Raw genomic sequence first — 21,011 nt, forward strand, 5'->3', positions numbered from 1 at the left:
TATAAAAAATGATCCTTCTGATTTTAATAATGGCAAGAAATCCGTATTATTTCATTTTTTTAAGTAATCGTTTCTGGCTTTGATATTTTTTATTTAAGGCTTTCATCTGATCTCTTTTCATTTGTTTGGTAGCAAGCGGATGATTCAGGATCAGCTTCTTTTCTGTATTGTATCTTTTATCCAGTTCCTGCATCTTATGATTGATCAGTTCACTTTTCGACGGGTGTGAAGGATGTTCCTGCGCAGGAACATTCATTGATAAACCTAATAGCAATAATGCTGATATTAAAAACTTCTTCATGATATTCATATTTTTGAATGAATTCAGCAAACCTGTCTTATTTAGATCCATTCATATTTTATACAATACATCTGCATATACCATACCAACGTTCTATTGGTTCAATGTAAAAAATACACCCAACCTTCATATACTATGTAAGACATACATTTATAATTATTCTAAATATCCATCCATGCTTTTATAATTTATAAAATATTTAGTCAGAATAAATTGATGATCACTTATAATGAGTATTGCTTAAGTTTAACATTTATATCACTTAAAATGAGAACATTATATTTAATATAGTAAAAAAAATAAAATACTCACAAAATAGAGATCTATATTAAATAATTATAAAATCTATTGATTTAAATCTGGTGCCAATGTTTTTTTTATACTTTTGCAAAAAAAATAATTTCTTAAAAAAGTCAAGATGAGAAAATATATTTCAATTCTTTTATTTGGAGTTGTCACTTTACATGCGCAGGTTGGAATTAATACAACTACCCCTAACAGCACCCTGGCCGTAAACGGTTCTTTAAGAGCAGGGTACAAAGAAGTAGCGACTACTTCGTATGCGATCACGGCTACTGATCATTATATTACCTATAATGGAACGGGTGCTACGACATTTACGCTTCCTGCCATCGGAACCGGGGCAACAAGCTACACAGGAAGGATATATAAAATAAAAAATATCTCTAACTCAAATCTTACTCTTCAGCCCTCCGGCGGTAATACTTTAAGAATAGACAACACTCCTGTTTCTTCTTTTGTTGTTCCTGTAGGAGCATATGCTGAAGTAGTCAACAACAGCAATACCAGCGGTGGGACATGGGATCTTTCTTTTACGGTTCTTCCCAAGCCAAGTAATGTGGAAATTTATGGTGTACAGCTTACGATACCTCCCCATAATGGAGGAAGCCCAAGTGTAGGAGACTGGAGTGCCCACCAAAATACGGCATATGACACAGGAACAGGAACTGATGCATGGTGGGTTATCAGTAAATCTTCTGTAAATGCGGCTCACACATCTGCCTATTCAAATAGCAGTAGAATGACGATTGTATATGAATACCAGGGAGCTCCTTTCAATGTAGCCAATATGTATCCTATCCTTACAGCAGGAAATAATTCAAGTTTTCCGGATGTATTTACAGCATCATTCGTAAGTCTTGCCAATGTAGGTGGAAAAACCAGACTTACCGTATCGGTTGCCCGTGTAGATTTCATGGGAACCAACTCAGGTAACAACAGTAACTGGACCGGTACATTCCTGTTGAACGTACTGCTGGCAAGAAAATACTAAATTTTTAAACTCATATTTTTCATAAGAGCAGATGTATCTCTGCTCTTTTTTGTTTTCTATTGCTTTAATTGGATCACAGCAGCATATCTGAGTTTTTTCCTGTCCTCCGGAAGCTGTACTTTGACAATGTTTCCGGATCTTTTCCACTGTACTTTAGAGAGTCCTAAAATGTTGAGTGATCTTGGGTTAAATTTTGCTGGCAATGTAAAGGTTAATTCTGCCGGAGCATGGTATTCTGAATTTTCATCAAGATGGAAAACATTGACAGTATTACCGTCTTTGCTTTGGGTGTAATAAAAATTCCCTTCATGATAAGGAGCAATACTTCTCGTTGCAAAGACAGCAGACTGATTTTTATCCATCCAGCCGGAGATTTCCTGTAATCTTTCATAGACTACCGGATCATAGTCACCATCAGGCCCCGGCGCAATATTCATCAGGTAATTTCCACCTCTTGAGATAATCTTAACCAACGTTTCAATGATTTTCTGTGAAGATTTATAATGGTCATTGGGTACATAAGAAAAAGAATCTCCCATGGTGATGCAGCTTTCCCACGGAATGGAAAGGGCATGCTCGGGAACAGCCTGTTCAGGGGTAACATAATTTTCCCATTTTCCGGGAACTGTACGGTCTACAATAATAATTCCCGGCTGATTTCTCCGGGCCATCGTACCTATCTTATCCATATCAATATCCTGTTCTACCTTGATCGTCCGCTGCCACTCGACTTTGGGATCAATGGTATGAAAGGGACGAACCCAGCCTCCGTCCAGCCAAAGGATATCAATTTTTCCATATTGGGAGGTGAGTTCATTCAGTTGGTTGAAGGTAAACTTTTTAAAGCTTTCCCACCGTTCAGGATATTTTTTAGGGTCATAATTGACGTTCCTGTCTTTTGGCGGAAAGTAAGACCACCAGTAATCATCGGAATGCCAGTCTGGTTTTGAAAAATAAGCACCGATTTTAAAGCCTTCTTTTCTGAAGGTGTTAAAAATCTCCTGGGTAACATCTGCCCTCGGGTTTTTCGAAAAAGGTGTTTGGGGAGAGGTAATTTTATAATCCGACTGTTGGGTATCAAACATCGCAAAACCGTCATGGTGCTTGGTTGTAAAAACGACATACTTCATTCCGGCTTTTTTTACCGCATCCGCCCACTTTTGTGGATTGAACTGAACCGGATTGAAAGTGGTCTGAAGGTTTTCATAGTTTTTTACATACTCATCATAAGATTTTCCGTGCTCAGGCTTTCTTTGGGTCCATGATTCGTCTTCCGGACACAGGCTCCAGCTTTCAACAATCCCCCATTGACTATAGGTTCCCCAATGCATAAACAGACCGAATTTCAGATCCTGCCATTGTTCCAGGTTCTGAACAACAAGCGGATCTAAAGGTTTCTGATAGCCTTCAGATACATTATGAGCCTGTGAAAACAGGACTGAACCGGCAAAAAGTGATGAAAAGAGCAGCAAGTTTGCTTTTGGGATTAGCATATGGAAGTCGTTTCCGCTAATTTAATTATCCTTTGACTAATTTACAAGTATTAGGGACTTAACAATTTATGGATGGCTTCATCAAAAGTTGGATAAGAGAACTTAAAGCCAGCTTTCATGAGGTTTCCGGGATATACGTTACGGCTTTTCAGTAATAACTCGGTTTCTGTTCTAAGGAATATGGAGGCTATTTCCAGCTGCCAGACCGGAGCATTCAATCCAAAAGGAATTTTCAGCTCTTTTCTCAATTTTTCCATCATCATCTTATTAGATATTGGGGACGGAGCCGTTATATTGATTGCTCCTGAAATATTTTCCTCCTGAATGATCCATTGTACCGCTTTACAGAAATCATCAATATGGATCCAGCTTACCATCTGATTCCCTCTTCCCTGTCTTCCTCCCAGTCCCAATTTTGTAATCATCCGCAGTTTCGGAAAGGCGCCTCCATTGTTTCCCAGAACGATAGAAGTACGAAGAGCTACTTTTCTTATTTCTTTATTTTTTGTCTTAAAAAACTCTTCTTCCCAGCTTTTGCATATATTCATGGAGAAGTCATCTCCTATTATCCCGTTCTCTTCTGTATTCAAATGTTTTTCTGAATGCGCATAAATCGTTGCAGAGCTTGCATTCAGCCAGACCTTCGGTGGATTCGGACATTGATCAACAGCATCCTGCAAGGTTTTTGTACTGTTTATTCTTGAAGAATAAATTTCCTGCTTGTTTTTATCATGATACCGGCAATCCACAGATTTTCCTGTAAGATTGATCAGGACATCTGTTTTTTCCAGGGTATTCCTCCAGTCGCCTACTGTTTCTGCATCCCAGTAGATTTCATTTTCTTTTTTAGGATTACGGGTCAGGATATACACTTGATTTCCTTTTTCTGTAAAGTATTTTTCTAAGTTTTCGCCGAGAAATCCGGTTCCTCCGGCTATGAGTATTTTCATTGTTTCGGGTTTTAAAGGGTTAGGGAGTTCGAGGGTTCGAAGGTTTGAGGGTTTGAGAGTTTGAGAGTTTGAGGGTTAGGAGAATAAGATCGGCTAACTGATTTGTTTTTCCTCAAAATTATAATGTTTCAGATTGCATATTTCTTTGTTCGTACTTCGATTTCGGAGCCTTCGGCCAACATTACGGAGATAGGGTTCTGATGATCCAGCTCTTCAAAATCTTTTCCGTAGATCTTACTGAAATGAATCTCCAGCTGATAGTCTTTGACCAGATAATAGTCCCATTTCGGATGGCAGACTTCATATTCTGACGTTCTGCCTTCTTTCCTGGTAAAGCCCCAGTAATGCTCCGTGATAAATTCAAATTCCGAACCGGCTTCCATTGACCGTGCGGTACTCTCTGCTGTAACCTGAATGGAATGCCAGCTTTTATCCTTCCAGGAATACCTGATCAGCAGCTCATCTTCTCCTTCATGAATCAGATTTTTCATTGGCATGGTATGATAGTTTTCTTTATATACAGAATTGGCGACAAAGCTTAAAGCCGGCTTCGGAACGATTTCCTTGATGAAGGCCACTCCTCTTTTCCAGACTCCGTTTTCTTTTTTCTTTACATAAAACCTTAAGTTCACCTCTTCGAAATTGCGATGAAAAGGAATCGGCAATCCTAGCAGCTTTGTATTTAAAAACATAAATCCGACTAAACTTACATAGCATTTTCCTTTATAAAAATCCAGTTCGGTACCTTCAGGAAGGTATTTTAATATTATATTGGGATTGATCTCGTAATTGATGATCGCTAATTTCCGCCATTCTGCTTTTAAAAAATTCATAATTACCTGTGTTTTGATTGATTATTATATGTTATTTATAGAACTGAATTCTATTCCGGTTGACCGTCACTCCGCGGCTTTGGAGGATTCTGCCTTTGCTTTGATTAAACTGTTTCTTTCCAGCAGGAAGTTTTGAAGATATTGGGTGAGAAAAATTTTATTAACGAATTTTCCTATCATACCTAATGGAGACTCAAATTCAAAGATGTCTATCATCTGTGTTTTTCCATTGACGGATTTAAAGATATGCTGATGGCGGAGGGATTTGAAGGCTCCTTTCTGCATTTCATCTATAAACCGGTCCGGTTTCTTCATGCTGATGATTTTTGTGGTAAGGGTTTGATAGACTCCTAAATGCTTAGCTCTCCAGGTCACGGTTTCATTTTCTTCGATCAGCCCTGATGTACGGCCTTCAATTGCTTTTTCGTGGGTGCGTGAGGTTGATTCCTGGTGCAGGTCAATATTCCTTGCCAGATCAAACACACATTGAATATCAGCATTGATCCATGTTTCTAAATAAATTCTTGCCATTTTTCAAAAGGTTTATTTTTTATATAGTTTCAGGAATCGCTGTCAAAATGATAACAGCTAAAGCTGCTATTCTGAACAGCACCCACGAAATTGTAGGAAGATAACTGAATTTTAATATTTTACATCTTCTCCAGTGTTCAAAAAGCATTAACAGCACTACAACTCCGAAATAAACGACATAGAAAAAAGGAGAAAAGTCTGTGAACAAAACCGGAATTAAAAGAAGTGTGCCTAGTAAAGAAACGGTCATCATATTTCCCAGGTAATCCCAGAACTTATCCTTCAGGTAAGTTCTTAAGAAAACAGTCTGCCAGAGAATCTGTCCTAAACAAACAGCCAGTTCTCTCATAAAATTCCGGTTAATATTTAGCTCCATCTTTCCTGAAAAAAGGTTTAAAATATAAGCTGAAAAAAGGGCAACAAAAGCTATATAGGCTACTCTATATTTCAGGTTAAAATCAGGAACACAGGATTGTCCGGTATTATCTTTTGCAGACGGAATGATCTGCTTCCGGTTATAGGATACAAAAGAATACAGCTTTGTGAAAAACCAGTACAATGGTGATACTCTTGCTATTTTCTCCAACAGCGGAAAGGAGTTTCCGATGATCAGAAGAAGACTGTCTAATCCATACACTACTTCATTTCTGTTGTAGTCTACCAATGCAATCTCGTTTTTCGCCCTGTTAAAATCCACAAGATCACTGTTCTTCGCTGATATTTCCGTAAAAGCTTCTCTTCCATTTTCATCCAGCATTCCACATTGGATAAAGCCTTTGGAATAGAGATTACACATTGGACATTCGTTGTCATAGATAAGTGTGTGGTTGCTAAGGGTTTTCATTGGTAATTATTTTAAGGTTTATACATATTAAAGGCGAAGAAAGTCTCCTCTGGTTCTTTTATGCTGTGATCTGAACGTAAAATACATCCAGATTTTAAAGATTAATGTTTTCATTTTTGATTTGTATTTCTTTATTTAATGCATGCTTACGGCCTTTCAGAAATAACAGAAGATTCAAAAGCATCATCAGCCCAAGGTAAATTGAAAATCCACCAATCTTTTTACTTAAAGCTACCACTAGCCTTTCTACTGTTTCAATTTGGAAAAATTCAATAATGCATAAGGCAAAACCGATATTTAAGAGATAAAAGCCTATTTTAAACAAAGAGTTTGTCGCCATAGCTATATCTTTCTTCTGATGAAAAATATCAATCATAAATGTTTTTGAATTTTTAAACAGAAACTGGGAAACAAAAACTGTAAGAGCAATGACAATAGGCAGATAGATCATGTACGCAGAAAAATTGTAGGTTGTGGTTAAAACTGTAGTTTCCATAATGGTATTATTGTAAGGTTATTTTTTTTCTCAAAAAGTACAGGACAAAAATGTTTGTATAATGTAATACACAAAGAATCAAAGCAATGCTTCCAATGCGTACTGCTGTTACTCCCACTACCTCCTCCACGTTGTTTACTTTCTCCCAGAAAGTGAGACTCAGTGCGATATACCCCAGATTCAACAGATAATAACATCCAAGAAGGATCCTGTTGATCGTCAGGCAAAGGTCATCGTCATGAAGTAAATATTTCAGATATACTTTTCCTGCCTGAAAACATCTTCTCCCCACATCGATCGTGATATACGAACTAATACCAAGAAAAAGTATATATGAAATAATATTGAACATTTTAAATATATTATATTTTCAATAATTTTTGAAAGATTAATTGAAATAAAAAAGGATTTTCATCCTCTTTTCTATTTCAGCAGATTGGTGATCTTCCCTACCAGCCAGTGATCATCGCTTTTTATCGCAAGATCCATAATATTGTTGATCTTCCCTGTTACAGAACTGAAGTCATTCATAAGCTTGATGAACTCCTTTGCTTCTTCCGAGTCCTTATCATCAATATTCTTTAACTCTTCCAGGAAAGAAATGACAGGCTCGATCTCTCTTTTTCTCCGTTCTTTGGTGATCTGCTTAAAAAGATACCAAACATCTTTTTCCGCTACAAAGTATTCTTTTCTGTCCCCCTTGATGAATTCTTTCCTCACAATTCCCCAGTCTATTAAGGCTCTGAGATTCATATTGGCATTTCCTCTTGAAATTTCGAGCTGTTCCATGACCTCATCGGTAGAAAGCGGCTTACCACTTGCCAGAAGCAATGCATGCACCTGTGCCATCGTACGGTTGATTCCCCAGTTGGTAGCAAAGGTTCCCCAGGTCTGAATATATTTTTCTTTGGCTTCTGAAAGTTGCATTTTGTATTCTCTTTTAAGTTTCTGATACAAATATAATTATATTTTCCGAATTTTCAATAATTTCTGAAAATTAATTTAAAAATAAAACAGACATCCTTTTGAATGCCTGTTTTTATAGTAGTTAATTTTTAATAATTTTAAAAGTATCCCATTGTTTTCCATATCTACATCTCATCAAATAAACACTTTGAGGATAAGATGTAATATCAACCTTGTTTGTTCCTATAGGTAATTTTTGTTGTCTGATTAAAATTTTACCGCTGAAATCATATAAATATAACTCATCAATTTGCTTGCTTGATTGAATATTGATCAGTCCTTTTGTAGGATTCGGATAAATTTTAACCTTCGGATTTTCTTCATTCTCTAACTCTACTTCAATCTTCTTATTAATATATCCATTATTAGAAGGAGCCTGGCAGGAAGGTATTATTGAACGCTGCAGAATCAATCTTAATAATAGGTCATTCAATTTTTCAACTTCATAAGAATCTGTTGTTGGTTCAATATGATTATTTCCAATCCCACTATGGTTGGTAAGGAATGTATATGTACCGTTTGTAAGCAATGCAAAAGTTCTCATCAGGTATTCTGTCTGCTTGTCCGTATCACTTGCAGCCAGTGGAATTATTGTAATTCCTTTTTGTGCTGCCAATTTTATCTTATTGTACAGTTTATTAATATTTTCCTCTGTATAGTGAGGCGGAGCGTCCAGAATTAAAAACATAATCTTAGTAGAGTTTCCTTTGCTCCAGCTCAGTTTATCTATCGAAGAATCCAAGGCTTCCACCACAGCTTCAGGAAAGTCTCCGCCACCACCTGCACTTTGATTTTTAATAAAGTCAATCATATCTACAGCTTTATCAGAAAAATCAAACTCTCTTGTTACATATTCGTCCCCCTGATCCCTGTAAAATACAGATCCATACCGAATATCAGTCGTGTTAGCTAATTTTTTCTCAACTTTTTTCAATACATCCAATAGTTCGGATTGCAAGTAGGTAATCTCATCACCCATAGAACCTGTAGCATCTACGACAAAAACCAAATCCAGATTTCTTTTTTGAAGACAAGGAGCGTCAACGATAATTACATTTTGACCTTTTTTGAATAAAATTGCATTGCTTGATAATATTTCTCCCGTATCATCTGCAATAAAATATTTTTTTGATGAAGATTGCTGATCAGTTCTTGCATCAATCCATAATTCAGCATTCCCTTTATTGTCAGAAACAGCCTGCCAAATTATTTCATTCTTGTCATTCAACAATCTTAATCTCTTACCGATAACCGGTTTTTGGCTTTTATTCACTAGTTGAACCGAAACTCTTTTGTCCGGAAAAAATTTCCATTCTTCTTTATACTGAGATAAAACAGGAACAGCCATATCCTGCCAATAATCCCATTTTGAAAAATCATTTACTTCTCCTGCAGTTAGTTTGCCAGCTTCAGGAAATTCATCTTCAGCTTTGATTTTTGATTTTTTTGATTTTTTTATTCCTGAAACCTTCCCTGCTACTGCCGATCCACTTCTTGCACTACTGGACACTTCCGATGCCAACATTGATTTTGGCTTCGGACAGCCATTATAGTCCGGCATTCCCGGAACGGTAGGGCAGGCATCGTCTTTATCCAGAATACCATCACCATCTGTATCCGGCCACGGGCAGCCATTATTTTCAGGTGGTCCAGCTACTTCAGGACATGCATCATCTTTATCAATGATATCATCACCATCTGTGTCAGGCCATGGGCAGCCATTATTCTCAACCGGCCCGGCAATTTCAGGGCATTGATCCAATTTGTTAGGAATTCCGTCCTGATCTTTATCCTTTCTGATGCTGTAAGGTTTAGCCTCCTTCGTTGAATCAGAAGCATTTTGAGTTTTGCAGCTTACGACTAAAGTAAGTCCGAGCAGGGTTATAAAAGTTTTTTTCATCAGTTATAAATTTCGGAGTGGAAATTATTAAAATAAATCCATATAATATCAACAACTCCGAGTAATCATAACCTTTTTTCAAAAGTTCTGAAAAGAAAGGGTTTGTTATTAACTATAGATTTGTATCAGATTCAACTCTATGGTTCGATCCTGGTGGTTATCCCCTGATTCCAGTATTTTAATTCCGGCATATAATAGAGATAAATATTACTTGATTTACCGGTATACTCCCCGGCAAACTCCACTTTCAAATCAAGATTGATCACTTTTGTTTCTTCAGCATCCAGATGCTCCCAATACAGCACAAGATAATTATCGAAAATCTCATAATAAGAAACCTGCTTTTTATCTACCAAATCTTTTAATAGGGCATTTTGCAATGTCAGTCCTGCAGGAATACCTATTTTGGCAGCTGTCATCGGCAGCTGATTATTCACTTTATTTTTAATGGTAACTATCATCCTGCTCGTCTCTCCCACTTTAGACCGTTCGGACTTCAGTTTTGTTTCCATGGTCACAGGGATATCTGCACCTGCCGGAACCTGTAAAGTGTAATATTCGTATTCCAGCTTATAAGGAAGTCCTTTTTGGGCCGGATAACGTACATTGATCTGGTTTCTTCCTGATGTATAGGCTGAAGAAATGCTTATTCCAGGTAAGGCAGGGACACCATTGATTGAAATAGCCGGTGTGTCATTTCCATACAGTTTTTCATTTTTAGAGAAAAATTCAGATAAGGCTTCTATTGCCAAAGTTGTCGCCTGTGTAGAGCCAAATCCATAATAACCGTTATAACCAATAAGTTCATCTGCAGCTTCTGCAATCTTCAACCAGTTGAGCTTTTCATCTTTCTGAAGTGCCATCATATACAGGGAAAGGGTTTCTGCATTTGCAGACATTCCTCCGGAACCGGTAAATGTAATCTTATATTTTACGTTCCGGGTTTCATACTGCTTGCTTAGAATGGCCATCAGATCTCCATATTCTCTATGCTTTCCAAGATTAGCAGAGGCATTGGCCAGCAATGCCAACTGATAAGAGTCTTTTGTTGCCAAGGCTCTGCGCAGCATTATCGTATAAGAATCTTCAATTTCGCTTTTTAAACCAAGTTTAGACAAAACATAAAGAACATACATATTTCTTGACCATGAATGATCAGAATAGCCTGTTTTTGGTTCATAGCTTCTCCTCACTTCGAAAAGCCCGTTTCCATTTTTCTTAGACAGGATAAAGGAGGAAAGTCTCTGAATTAACCCCGGATCAACAACTACATACTTCTTCAGGGCAGTGAACTCTAACAATGCAAATGCGGAAAGCGCAACATCAGATTCAGCTGTATTGAAATATCCAAAACCACCATCCTTGTTTTTATAGCTCAGCATTTTCTGAAATCCTTTTTTCAAATTTTTAATCACATGGTTTTCTGTAGAACTGTCAATTTTTTTACTTGATTTTAAGTAGTTCAGGATAAATATATTGGGATAAACCGTTGATGAAAGCTGTTCAAAGCATCCATAAGGTTCTTTTTTCAATCTCTCCAGGTCTTCAAACATCTGCAGTGCTGCATTTTCAAATACATAATAGAATGAACGAAAACTCCCGTTTATGAACTCCGGAATATTGATTCTGATGTTCTCAGTTTTATTGTTGATAAGGGAATACCGGTGGGGAAATCCTTTTTCTTCTACAGTAAACGGAAGTATCATCGTCTCCCGAAAATCTCCGGACCTTAATGTAAACTGAATATTGGAACTCACAACTTCATCGGTCTGTATCTTAACGAACAATCTTCCGGATTCTAATGGCTTTAAAATAATTAAGCTATCAGACTGCATCAGCTTTACATGGTTGGGAACAATAACATCCATGATCATTTTCCGGGTTTCCGGGGAATTATTTTTAATAACAACGGGAATCGTCATCTGATCTGTTCTTGTCAGATACTGTGGGATCTTGGCATCTATTGAGATCAGGCTTTGTACAGCATAAGTGGTTTCATCTCTTCCCAAAAGTCCTGATGCAGAAATCCCTTCAGTCATAATCCTGAATGTAGAATTGGCATCAGAATTATAGAACTCAACTTTGGCCTTTCCATTTTTATCGGTTTCTACTACCGGATTCCAATATAATGCTTCTCTGTAATCAAACCTGTAGGATGTATTGACCGATTTATATTCAGGGTAGGCAAATTCCCGTTTCTCTGAATATACTGTAAAATGATCATTTGTTACGGCTTCTACTGCAAAATACGATCTTGGGGTAATATCCCATTTCATTTCAGAACCGCCACTTCTAAAAGAGTTAATCAAAACAACTCCATTAGCAGCTCTGCTTCCGTAAATCGCCGTGGCATTGGCATCTTTAAGAACTGTAATACTGTTGATATCATTCGGATTAATTGTGGTATTAAAATTCTCAACCGGAATCCCGTCAACAATAAACAAAGGACTTTTATTGGGTACAGAAGCTTCACCTCTAATGCGTATTTGTGTATTAGCTCCTGATTGTCCATCATAAGTTATTGTTATTCCTGCTACCTTTCCATTTAACAATGAACTTATATTGGAATTCTGAATTTCAACAGGAGCCACGATTGTTTTAGCTGCAACAGATTTTTGTTCTTTAGCTGTAGAATAGCCCAAAACAATGACTTCTTCAATTCTGCCGCTACGGACTGTGTCTGATTTCGCTCTGCCTTTATTGCTTAACTGTTTTGGAGTATTGTTTATTTCTTTTTTTAATTCTTCCTTAACTTCTGCCTCCTTTATAACCTCCTCTATATCTATATTCATCAGCTTCTGCTTGGCCAGAGGATTGATATCCAGATTATAAGATATGATTCTGATTTTTACTTTATGCTTTGGTTGAAGAGATTTAGCAATAATTTTATATCGACTGTTTCCATTCAGGTCTGAAAAATAAAATCGGCCGTTTTCAGTAGTTACCTGTCTGATAATCTTACTATTATACTCATCTACAAGAAAAACCTCTGACTTCACAGGCTTCTTGCCTTCATCTTCTACAATTCCATAGATCGTATTCTTTTTTTCAGGGAAATAGTTATATTTATTGGTTTTAATGATATCCGGAAGAAGTTCAAAATATCTGTATCCATTGGTCAGCATAACAAGATCTAAACTTTTATCGGCCTTTCCTTCTTTTTTGTCAAAATAAAACTGCGGTTTTTCAATCTTACCCCTCAATTCGGAATCCATCAGAAACCATGAAACAATATGATTCTGCTTATCATCAGCATAGGTCCAGAGTTTGTCATCCACCACACTAAGAGCCAGATTTGCAGTAACAGGTCTGTTGTTTCCATCTGTTGTTTCAATATCCAGGACGACCTTTTCTCTTGGCTGATACTGCTGCTTTACAGGCTTTATCTTTATATTCATCTGCTGGTCTTTATTCGTAAAAACAACACGTTCTGCCAAAGGAATATTATTCTCGAATACTGTAAATCTGCAGATTCCAACCGGAAAGTCTTTTTCCTGCAACTCCAGAGAGTTGGTTCCCTTTTTCAATAAAAGTTCCTTATTGTACACTTCTTTTCCACGAAAAATTCCCTTTAACGTAACGCTCCTTTCCTGTGTAGAAACGGTTTTAAATAACAGCATTCCTCTTTCTTTTCTGATATTTAAAATCAAGCCATTATTTTTAGCTGCAGGAAGATAGTAGATCTTGGTAATATTTTCCGGTCGTACAATTTTTGCATAATACATTTCTCCTTCTTTAGGAGTAAAATAGAAATTCCCCATCCCAAAGTTATAGGCAGCAGCTTCTGTTATTTTTTGATGATTTTGATTGTAAATACCCAGGACAGCATCTACCGGACTTTCAAATTCATCAAGAATTTTAAATGCCATATTTTGCTCTATTCCATTGATAAAAGTGCCTCCTTCAGGCATAAATTTTACGTCCGGATTATTCAAAACAATTGGAATATTCCGGGAAACAGATTCCGTAAAACCATCAAAATTCACTTTGATATTCAACAGCGCATCAGAAGATTTTAAAACTTCAGGAAGCTTAAATTTCAATACGTTTTTGCCTTCTTTATCGGTAATAAGTTTTCCTTCTGAAACCGTTTGTCCATTGTGCATTACAGTATAATCTGCTTCATAAAAAGGAATGGGAAGATTACTCAGACTCCGCATAGAAAAATCCGCCGTTACCTCATCTCCGGCCCCATACCCTTTTTTAGGGAAGTCCAGTTTCATTAAAATTCTTGGGGATACTATTTTCTGGAGGGTAATCTCTTTTTCAAAAGCATTTTTTCCTTCTTCATTCTGCATCCAGTTAGTATAAGCTCTGATCTTATAAATTCCTCCTTTCATCTCATCAGAGAAATAAAAATATCCCTGAGCATATCCATTAGTAATTTCATATTTCATTTTTTTCACAACACTTCCTCCCGGATCAAGCATTTCAAAATTCACCACCCTGCTGTCCTCTGCCGGAAGATTATTTTCCCCCTGTACTACGTATATTTTGAAATACATTTCTTCTCCGGGCTTGTAGAAAACATGATTGGTCTGAATATAGGTCTTTTCTTTTTCATAATCCTGGAATGAGCCTTGAGCCCTTATCAGTACAATTGAAAACAGAAAGCTCAGTAAGGTAATATATGATGTTAATTTGAGATTCATAGGTTAAAATTTGAATGAAACAATGCAGCCAAATGTTTTAAAAGAGGGTAAATTGAAAAAATCCAGCCCTCTTCCATTATCCATATCATAAAAAGTATGATTGGGATCTGCTCCCTTATTGGCCTGCCAAAGCATTATATTATCGGCATAAAAAGTAAGCTTCAGAGAACGTTGGCTATAGTTAATAGGAAAATTAACCGATAAGGAAATCGTATTGATCCTTATATGATCTGCTTTTTGAACATAATTTTCCGCGATCCCCGGATAGCCATATCTTGACCATCTGTTTTCCAGAACATCAAGATTGGGGTTATAAAAGTCCACAGGAATTTGATTAACGCTTCCATTAGCCTGTACCCCTTGAAAAACATAATTTTTAATATTTCTTTCTTCTCCTGAATTATAGGAACGTCCGTAATAATCCAGAACTGCCTGAGTTCCGTTCCAAAGCTGTCCTCCTTTTTTCCATTCCCAGTTGATATCTAAAGAAAATCTTTTGTAAGTAAGATTATGATTGAATTTCATCACAAAATCAGGAGTAGGGTCTGCAATGATTTTCATTCCATCCGCCTTTTTCGGAAAGCCCAACTCATCAATAATTAATTGTCCGTCAGCATTTCGTTCAAAATAACTTCCTCTTACGGACCCCAGGACCTGCCCTTCTTCCAATGTTTTATAAATATCCTGAAATCCTGAAACAGCCATATTGTTATAACCAGGAGCAACACGATCCACAATATCCTGATATTTAAAAAATGAAACTTTATTTGAGGTAAAAAAATCATATCCTAAACGCAGCCGCTCATAGGCAAAATTAAACTCATATCCGCTGTAGGTATGATCTGCAATGTTCTTTATCTTCAACTGATTATTTTCAAATACAGGAAAAACATCATCTTTGATTTTCCTGTTAAAATATTCTCCTTCGATACTTATGCTGTAATTGATATTTATTCTCCCTCCTGCTTTCCACTCTCTTGTATTGACGTTGGACAGTCCACTAAAGCTCTCTGCTTCCTGTATTGGAAAGTATTGATAATAATTCTCCGCTTTCAGTAATGTAGTGGCGTAAAAAGCGTAAGAACGTGTAATTTCCGGTTCGTAGCTTTGGTGTATATAGCTCCCTAAAATTTTAACATCAAAACGGGACCAGTTAAAAATATCCTCAAATTTCACATATGCATTTGCTTTTGGAAGCCAATAGCTGTTTTTATACGACGTATTGGAGATGTAGAATGAATTTCCAAGATTGAAACCGGCCTCAAAATCATGATCATCAATTTCCATATTATAATTCAACAGGTAATCCTGTGAAGTTCTCTGATAAACATACTTTCGATGTATCAGACTGTTATTTATCTCCGATTTTCTGTCATTTAAAATAAAATTAATGAGGAAACTGTTTTTAAAATCATATTCTCCTGGTAGTGTATATGTTCCCTGTATATTGGAATGATACAAACTGTTATTTTGTCTTCTTTCATTGAATATTCCGTTGCTGAAACCGTAGGTAGAAGGTTTATATTGATCAAAATTCCCTATACTGTCATGCTCATAAGACTGGGTGATATTTAATTTAAAATCTCTCCAGGTTTTAGCTATATTCAAACTAAACTGGTTTTGATAGCTTAGATAGTGATATTTACGATCCTGTGCTAAAAGAAATGATGGATTATCAGCATATTGGCTATAACTTCTCTGTGAACCGTCATTTAAAAGTATCTGCTGTGTATTTGAAAATGAAATGGGTGTCAACAGCGCATTTTGATAAATCCTGTTGAAAAGTCCTGCTCTATTAGTATTTGTAGCTTTATTTTCTTCATAATTGAACGCCAAATTAATGGCATAGCCTCCGAAATTGGTAGTAAGCTTTGTCTTAAATGTATTGGTATTATTAAATTGATCCATAAAATACATTTGGTTTTTCTGCTGTCCGAAGTCTAAAGAAAGTCGGAATTTTTCAAGATTTCTTTCTTTGATAAAAATATTTGTATTAAGCCGGTTACTGTATCCTACCGTAGTTTTAAAAAGGTCATTACGATAAATTTTTGCCTGCGGCAGTCCATCTACCCAACGGATCAGCCTTCCGTTCTCATCATAGGCATAAGGCTGTCCATCGAACCCCAGTGTAGAAATATCCGGTCCAAAGCTGAACATCTCATTCGTTTCAGGTCCTTTCCAAACCAGACTCCCATTTTCAGATCTTCCCTGCGCATATTGACTCTGCGTTTCAGGAATAGCATTTCGGTTTTTAATCTCAACGGAAGTGGTAAAACTTCCGTTAAAAAACAATGTCCTCTGATTGAGATTTTTCAAGGTATAGCTGCTGTCATTTTTTTGTCTCAGTTTTTTAACGTTGCTGAAGTACCTGTCTGAATTTTTGCTTAGAACTGTTTTGGTATTTTCTATACTGAAATCATCCTTCATTTGCTTCAAAGTCAGACTATTATAAGTTTTGCTGTGAATATTTTTCACATATGCTTTATTTATCTGACTCTCCAGGATTGTTTTCAGCTCTTTCAGTTGGTAAGAAGAGATTACCTGAATATTTTTTCCCTGATTCCAAACCAAAGTATCATAAGGCTTCGCAGCAATGATTGCCCATCCTTTTTCATCAGTCAGTTCATAAATCCCACTATTCTTATTGTAAACTTTCAGAAAGTTTTGTGCTTTATTTTTAGGTGCTAAAAATATCCCTGAATAATATAAGTTTGAGTTTTGTGCCTGCAATACTGTAACAGCAAACGTCAACAATAGTAAATAGTTTTTTTTCATCTGCCAATAATATTTCTCAATATAAAGAAAAAAGAAATTCCCGGAGAAATTTCTTTCTGTTTTTAAATTAATTTTTAATGACTTTAAAAGTTTCCCAGGCTTCACCGGAGCGTATGCGAATCAAATAAATACCTTGTGGATAAGAAGTCATGTCAACAGTGTTTTTATTTTCAATCAAATTCTCTTTTCTTATGATAATTTTTCCGGCCCAGGCCTTGAACGTATCTGGACTCTGAAATTTTCAGGTGAGTTAGAAACATGGTAATTTTTTTTAAGGCAAAAAGGCGAAACTACAAAAGGGCAAATCAGTTTTTTTGCCTTTTAGCGATTTTGCTTATTTACCCTTTACATTTCTTAATTCCAAATTTAACTTTTATCCCTGTAACAAATCTCTATTATGAACGACTATTAATACAAATAATCTTTTTATAGTAATGAAAAATGCCAAATTTGCAACATTACTTTTTGTTTTGTCTGCAGGAAGTATGATGTTTGCCCAGGATGACTTAATCAATAAGTTAAAAAACAATCACTCACAAAATGCTAATTTTCAGTTCACAACGTTAAAAGACGTTGGTGCGACTTCTGTAAAGAACCAGGGTTCATCAGGAACCTGCTGGAGCTATTCAGGGAACTCTTTCCTTGAATCTGAAATGCAGAGAATGGGCAAAAAGCCTGTAGATCTTGCTGAAATTTTTACAGCGAGAAACTCTTATCATGATAAAGCAAAGTTATATGTGTTAAATAATGGCGCTATCAGCTGGGGTGATGGAGGAGAACTTCACGATGTGATCAATATGTACAAAAAATACGGTGCCGTTCCTCAGGATGTATATTCAGGATTAAAGCCTGGCCAGACTACCAATAACTTCAAGGAAATGCAGGGGAAACTGAAGCCTGTTCTTGACAGCCTTGTTCAGGCTTCATCAAAAGGGAAGCTTACAGACAACTGGATGGATTCGGTAGATACAATCCTTGATGAATATTTAGGAAAGGTACCTTCCAATTTTACCTATGAAGGGAAAAGCTATACTCCGAAAACATTTGCGAAAGAAGTAGTAGGAATAAATCCTGAAGATTATGTAGAATTGTCTTCTTATAAAGATTATCCATATTATCAGAAATTCGTAGTTCCGATTCCTGATAACTGGAGCCACGACTCTGACTGGAATGTTCCGATGAAAGACCTTACAGCGATCATTGATAATGCGGTGACGAAAGGATATTCTGTAGGTTGGGCTACTGACGTTTCCGAGCCTTACTTCTCTTACAAAAACGGAGTAGCTTATGTTCCGGATATGGATTTGGACCAGATCAATGCAGACAATAAGCAGACCTTGTTCACAGAGCCTAAAAAGGATAAAACCATTACTGAAGATATGCGTCAGAAAGGACTTAATAACCTTTCTACAACTGATGACCACGGTATGCACATCGTAGGTCTGGCAAAAGATCAGACCGGTAAGGAATATTATATGGTAAAAAACTCCTGGGGGGTAACGAATGACTTCGCAGGATATCTATATGTAACAAGACCATACGTTGAATATAAGTCAACAGCGATCTTGGTACACAAAAATGCGATTCCGAAAAGCATTCTGAAGCAATTAAAGCCTACCAAGAATATTGGCTTATAGTAAAATAAAATCACTTCTGCCTGTTTATAACCGGCAGTTTTAGATATTTAAATCTGTTAAAATGCCGCTCCCGGAATTGCCGGGAGCGGCATTGTTTTTATCTTTGAAACATTGCAATAAAAACCGGCTTTCAGAAATTCTGAAAGCCGGTTTCTTAATAAATAGGTGAAAAATTAAATATAAAATAAAGTGAATTATGATAATTAACAGAAATGGTGAATTGTTGGTTTGCCTCGCAGGTAAATAAAATATGCTGTTAAAAAAAACTGACAGCGAGGCCCATTCACCATTCGCATTAAAATAATACGCCCATACTTTCTGCTGAAAAGTCCAGAAGAGCTTCCGTATTGCCTTCTTTGATCTTTTTTACCCATTGGTAATCCTGTAAAATAGCACGTCCTACCGCTACAAGATCAAATTCTTCATTATCGAGTCTTCTGATCAGTTCCTTAAGATCCTTTTTTTCAGTTCCCTGACCGGCAAAAGCATTAAGGAAATCTCCGTTCAGGCCAACAGATCCTACTGTAATAGTTGGCTGTCCGGTAATTTTTTTAGCCCAACCCGCAAAGTTAAGTTCAGAACCTTCAAATTCCGGTTCCCAGAAACGACGCTGTGAACAATGGAAAATATCTACTCCGGCTTCCTTTAACGGTAATAACCAATCTTCCATTTCGTTTGGAGTAAAAGCCAGCCTGGTCTTATAATCCTGCTGCTTCCATTGCGAAAGACGAAGAATGATGGTAAAGTCCTCTCCTACTGCCGCTCTGATCGCTTTCACCACTTCAACGGCAAATCTGCTTCTTTCCTTTAAGGTCTTTCCGCCATATTCATCGGTTCTTGTATTGGTTACCTCCCAGAAAAACTGATCGATAAGATACCCGTGAGCTCCGTGAATTTCAAGACAGTCAAATCCAAGATCTTTTGCAGATTTGGCGGAAGCAGCAAACTGTGCAATCGTCTCCTGAATATCTTCTATAGTCATTTCAGAAGCTTTTTCCATGGCTACCAGCGGATAGTCTTCCGACATTCTTGTATCGCCTACATGCCAGATCTGGGGACCCATTTTACCACCATTCTGATGTACGGTATCTATTACGTTCTTCCAGCCGTTTAAAGCTTCATTTCCGTAGAAATCAGGAATATTCTGTAAGTTTTTTGACCCTGGCCTGTTGATAACGGTTCCTTCTGAAAGAATCAGGCCTACTTCTGAGGCGGCTCTTCTTCCGTAATAATCCGCTACTTTCTGTGTAGGAACTCCATTGTCAGATTGCGCTCTGGTCATAGGAGCCATTACAATTCTATTTTTAAGCAGTAGATTCTTATATTCAAACGGTTTAAATAATGATGATGTGCTCATATTTAAAATTACATTTTATAATTGTTACACAAAGTAACTAATAATAGTTCGTTTTTGTATCTTTCATTGAAAAAATAGTGGTAACTTTGCAGTAACTTACATTAGTAACATAAAAGTAACTTCTATGAAAAAGAATGAATTGATGCAATACAGCTGTCCTCTGGGCAAGGCAATGGCCGCGTTGGGAAGCAAATGGAAACCTATCATTGTATTGGTGATCAAGGACAGAAAGTTACGTTTTGGAGAGCTTGCCGTCCGCATTAATGTGATTTCCAGAAAAGTATTGACTGACCAGCTGAGAGAAATGGAAAGTGACGGTCTGGTTATCCGGGAAGAGTTTAAAGAACTTCCTCCTAGGGTGGAATACTCATTGACACAAAAAGGATTGGCATTGCTGCCTATTTTATATTTACTGGAAGAATGGGAGGCCAAATATCAGAATAAGGATCTGCAATATGATAAGGATTGTGCTATTCTGAATGGGAATAGCAAGAAGAAAAATATTATAGAAGCCTAATTCTTCAATATGAGACAGGTACTTTTATTAATTTTGATGTTTTGTATTCAATGTAAAGAAGTCAGGAATACTGATTTTTCAGGTGAATGGAACTATGAGAATTTTGATAATGAGAATTCTCTCGAAAATAAAACGTTTTCCCTGCACTTGAATCAAAATAAAGACTCTATAACCGGATATTACTGCTCTTTATCAAGAAATGGCAATAGAATAGATTGTTTCGACGAAAAAGATGAAAATCTGAAAGGTAAAGTTGATAATGATACTTTATATATTGATTTTACAAGCAGTTTTAATGACAAAACAGGCAAAGCGAAACTCTATTTTAAAGGTAAAAAACTCTATTGGAGCATCACAAAATCTGAAGGGGAAATTTATTTACCTTCAAATATTTTGCTTGAGAAATAGATAATTCAAAAATAAAAACCGCTTCCAAAAGAAAGCGGTTTACAATTTATTTAAAAT

At 36.6% G+C, this 21,011-nt stretch carries 18 protein-coding genes and 1 pseudogene; 4 read left to right on the forward strand and 15 right to left on the reverse strand.

Going from position 1 to position 21,011, the window contains the following annotated elements; genetic code table 11:
* Nucleotides 1–46: 46 nt before the first annotated feature.
* Nucleotides 47–301, reverse strand: coding sequence for a hypothetical protein (locus tag AC4IF5_RS03215; RefSeq protein ID WP_490731619.1), 255 nt, complete (start codon nucleotides 299–301; stop codon nucleotides 47–49).
* 418 nt (nucleotides 302–719) lie between these two features.
* On the opposite strand from AC4IF5_RS03215, the gene AC4IF5_RS03220 reads away from it, so the two are divergent.
* Nucleotides 720–1,595: a hypothetical protein gene (locus AC4IF5_RS03220; protein ID WP_490731621.1), complete on the forward strand. Its 876-nt coding sequence runs from the start codon at nucleotides 720–722 to the stop codon at nucleotides 1,593–1,595.
* A gap of 56 nt (nucleotides 1,596–1,651) precedes the next feature.
* Here AC4IF5_RS03220 and AC4IF5_RS03225 read toward each other — a convergent pair whose 3' ends face one another.
* From AC4IF5_RS03225 to AC4IF5_RS03285, 13 genes and pseudogenes are all read right to left on the reverse strand, one after another.
* Complete coding sequence (locus tag AC4IF5_RS03225; RefSeq protein ID WP_490731623.1) at nucleotides 1,652–3,088, reverse strand: alpha-L-fucosidase; 1,437 nt, start codon at nucleotides 3,086–3,088, stop codon at nucleotides 1,652–1,654.
* A gap of 50 nt (nucleotides 3,089–3,138) precedes the next feature.
* Nucleotides 3,139–4,038: a TIGR01777 family oxidoreductase gene (locus AC4IF5_RS03230; RefSeq protein WP_490731625.1), complete on the reverse strand. Its 900-nt coding sequence runs from the start codon at nucleotides 4,036–4,038 to the stop codon at nucleotides 3,139–3,141.
* Nucleotides 4,039–4,166: 128 nt separating this feature from the next.
* A complete protein-coding gene (locus AC4IF5_RS03235) occupies nucleotides 4,167–4,871 on the reverse strand; it encodes a YqjF family protein (protein ID WP_490731627.1) in 705 nt (234 codons plus the stop codon).
* Nucleotides 4,872–4,937: 66 nt separating this feature from the next.
* Nucleotides 4,938–5,402, reverse strand: a complete 465-nt coding sequence (locus AC4IF5_RS03240) for an SRPBCC family protein (protein WP_490731629.1) — start codon at nucleotides 5,400–5,402, stop codon at nucleotides 4,938–4,940.
* A gap of 19 nt (nucleotides 5,403–5,421) precedes the next feature.
* Nucleotides 5,422–6,246, reverse strand: coding sequence for a DCC1-like thiol-disulfide oxidoreductase family protein (locus AC4IF5_RS03245; protein ID WP_490731631.1), 825 nt, complete (start codon nucleotides 6,244–6,246; stop codon nucleotides 5,422–5,424).
* Nucleotides 6,247–6,340: 94 nt separating this feature from the next.
* The gene (locus AC4IF5_RS03250) at nucleotides 6,341–6,742 is read right to left on the reverse strand and encodes a hypothetical protein (protein ID WP_490731633.1); all 402 of its coding nucleotides are present in this window, start codon (nucleotides 6,740–6,742) and stop codon (nucleotides 6,341–6,343) included.
* A 7-nt stretch (nucleotides 6,743–6,749) separates the two neighbouring features.
* Complete coding sequence (locus AC4IF5_RS03255; RefSeq protein ID WP_490731635.1) at nucleotides 6,750–7,094, reverse strand: hypothetical protein; 345 nt, start codon at nucleotides 7,092–7,094, stop codon at nucleotides 6,750–6,752.
* 71 nt (nucleotides 7,095–7,165) lie between these two features.
* Entirely contained in the window at nucleotides 7,166–7,669 is a 504-nt protein-coding gene (locus tag AC4IF5_RS03260; protein ID WP_490731637.1) for a GbsR/MarR family transcriptional regulator, read from the reverse strand.
* Nucleotides 7,670–7,790: 121 nt separating this feature from the next.
* The gene (locus AC4IF5_RS03265; protein ID WP_490731898.1) at nucleotides 7,791–9,056 is read right to left on the reverse strand and encodes a VWA domain-containing protein; all 1,266 of its coding nucleotides are present in this window, start codon (nucleotides 9,054–9,056) and stop codon (nucleotides 7,791–7,793) included.
* 144 nt (nucleotides 9,057–9,200) lie between these two features.
* Nucleotides 9,201–9,500: pseudogene (locus tag AC4IF5_RS03270) on the reverse strand (thrombospondin type 3 repeat-containing protein); the annotation flags it as partial.
* 245 nt (nucleotides 9,501–9,745) lie between these two features.
* Nucleotides 9,746–14,260 carry a TonB-dependent receptor plug domain-containing protein gene (locus tag AC4IF5_RS03275; protein ID WP_490731639.1) on the reverse strand — a complete coding sequence of 1,505 codons (4,515 nt, stop codon included), beginning with the start codon at nucleotides 14,258–14,260 and terminating at the stop codon, nucleotides 9,746–9,748.
* 3 nt (nucleotides 14,261–14,263) lie between these two features.
* A complete protein-coding gene (locus AC4IF5_RS03280) occupies nucleotides 14,264–17,035 on the reverse strand; it encodes a hypothetical protein (RefSeq protein WP_490731641.1) in 2,772 nt (923 codons plus the stop codon).
* A 67-nt stretch (nucleotides 17,036–17,102) separates the two neighbouring features.
* Nucleotides 17,103–17,234 carry a T9SS type A sorting domain-containing protein gene (locus AC4IF5_RS03285; RefSeq protein WP_490731900.1) on the reverse strand — a complete coding sequence of 44 codons (132 nt, stop codon included), beginning with the start codon at nucleotides 17,232–17,234 and terminating at the stop codon, nucleotides 17,103–17,105.
* A gap of 235 nt (nucleotides 17,235–17,469) precedes the next feature.
* On the opposite strand from AC4IF5_RS03285, the gene AC4IF5_RS03290 reads away from it, so the two are divergent.
* Nucleotides 17,470–18,672, forward strand: a complete 1,203-nt coding sequence (locus AC4IF5_RS03290; protein WP_490731643.1) for a C1 family peptidase — start codon at nucleotides 17,470–17,472, stop codon at nucleotides 18,670–18,672.
* Between the two features lie 295 nt (nucleotides 18,673–18,967).
* On the opposite strand, the gene AC4IF5_RS03295 is transcribed toward AC4IF5_RS03290, so the two are convergent.
* Complete coding sequence (locus AC4IF5_RS03295; RefSeq protein ID WP_490731645.1) at nucleotides 18,968–20,029, reverse strand: NADH:flavin oxidoreductase; 1,062 nt, start codon at nucleotides 20,027–20,029, stop codon at nucleotides 18,968–18,970.
* A 124-nt stretch (nucleotides 20,030–20,153) separates the two neighbouring features.
* On the opposite strand from AC4IF5_RS03295, the gene AC4IF5_RS03300 reads away from it, so the two are divergent.
* Complete coding sequence (locus AC4IF5_RS03300) at nucleotides 20,154–20,546, forward strand: winged helix-turn-helix transcriptional regulator (protein ID WP_490731647.1); 393 nt, start codon at nucleotides 20,154–20,156, stop codon at nucleotides 20,544–20,546.
* A gap of 9 nt (nucleotides 20,547–20,555) precedes the next feature.
* Nucleotides 20,556–20,954, forward strand: a complete 399-nt coding sequence (locus AC4IF5_RS03305; RefSeq protein ID WP_490731648.1) for a hypothetical protein — start codon at nucleotides 20,556–20,558, stop codon at nucleotides 20,952–20,954.
* Nucleotides 20,955–21,011: the final 57 nt, after the last annotated feature.

Source organism: Chryseobacterium sp. UF-290, assembly GCF_058245615.1.